Raw genomic sequence first — 1,480 nt, 5'->3', positions numbered from 1 at the left:
TTCTGCATTTCTGAATAGCGATTACTTCTTATCGCTGTGCTCCAGGTTTTCCACCTGCGGCAGGCCGTTACCGGAGCTTGCGGAGAGCAGACCATTCTCAACATAGTTGAACAGCTTTTCACGGGTATCGGTGATGTCCAGGTTACGCATGGTCAGCTGACCAATACGGTCATCTGGCGAGAACACCGACTCACCTTTCTCCATGGTCAGACGCTCTGCTTTATAGGTCAGGTTGTCAGACACGGTGTTCAGGATGGAGTAGTCGTTACCGCGACGCAGTTCCAGAGTGACCTCACCGGTAATGGCACTCGCCACCCAGCGCTGCAGCGCATCACGCAGCATCAGCGCCTGCGGATCGAACCAGCGACCCTGATACAGCAGTTTACCCAGCTGACGACCATGAGAGTGATATTGCTCAATGGTGTCTTCGTTGTGGATCCCGGTCAGCAGACGCTCATAAGCGATATGCAGCAGCGCCATCCCCGGTGCTTCATAAATGCCACGGCTTTTCGCTTCGATAATACGGTTCTCAATCTGGTCGCTCATGCCCAGACCGTGACGGCCGCCAATGCGGTTCGCTTCCAGCATCAGCTCTACGTCGTCAGAGAAGGTTTTACCGTTCAGGGCAACCGGATGACCACGCTCGAAACGTACGGTCACCTCTTCTGTCGCGATCTTCACGTTCTCATCCCAGAATTTCACGCCCATGATTGGGTTAACGATCTTCACGCTGGAGTTCAGGAATTCCAGGTCCTTCGCTTCGTGCGTCGCACCCAGCATGTTGGAGTCGGTGGAGTAGGCTTTCTCAACGGACATCTTGTAGTCAAAGCCGCAGGCAATCATAAACTCGGACATTTCATGACGGCCACCCAGCTCGTCGATAAAGTCGGTATCCAGCCAGGGTTTGTAGATCTGCAGCTCGGCGTTGGTCAGCAGGCCATAACGATAGAAACGTTCGATATCGTTACCTTTATAGGTGCTGCCGTCACCCCAGATGTTCACGCCATCTTCTTTCATCGCGGCAACCAGCATCGTGCCGGTAACGGCGCGACCCAGTGGAGTGGTGTTGAAATAGGTCAGACCGCCGGTGGTGTTATGGAACGCACCACACTGAATAGCCGCAATACCTTCCGCGACGAGTTGCTTACGGCAGTCAATCAGGCGCGCGTTTTCTGCGCCATACTCTTTCGCGCGACGAGGAATAGCATCGTAGTCGTCCTCATCCGGCTGACCCAGGTTCGCAGTATATGCATACGGAACCGCTCCCTTCTGGCGCATCCACAGCAGTGCAGCGCTGGTATCCAGGCCGCCTGAGAAAGCGATGCCAATACGTTGTCCTACCGGAAGATGCTTGAGAATCGTCGTCATAGAATAAAACCCTGCTTGATTGACTGATTAGAGACCGCTTTCGCTCTCTTGTGCATTTTTATGCAAAATAAGTGAGTATTCATTTAATCATCTTTTATCGAATACCGGAAGA

Annotated in this window: 1 protein-coding gene; it reads right to left on the bottom strand. The window is 53.0% G+C overall.

Annotation, left to right across the window (positions count from 1 at the left end; all coding sequences use genetic code 11):
* Positions 1-21 precede the first annotated feature (21 nt).
* Complete coding sequence (argG, locus tag L977_RS05035; RefSeq protein WP_047625077.1) at positions 22-1,368, bottom strand: argininosuccinate synthase; 1,347 nt, start codon at positions 1,366-1,368, stop codon at positions 22-24.
* Positions 1,369-1,480: the final 112 nt, after the last annotated feature.

The sequence above is a fragment of the Enterobacter sp. ZOR0014 genome (assembly GCF_000798855.1).
In the GTDB taxonomy this organism is placed as follows: domain Bacteria; phylum Pseudomonadota; class Gammaproteobacteria; order Enterobacterales; family Enterobacteriaceae; genus Enterobacter; species Enterobacter kobei.
Note: the sequence above shows the minus strand (reverse complement) of the source record. Positions and strands in the feature narration are given on the sequence as shown.

Coding starts and splice junctions, on each gene's coding strand:
- argG (WP_047625077.1), bottom strand. CDS start 1,368: ATGACGACGATTCTCAAGCATCTTCCGGTAGGACAACGTATTGGCATC.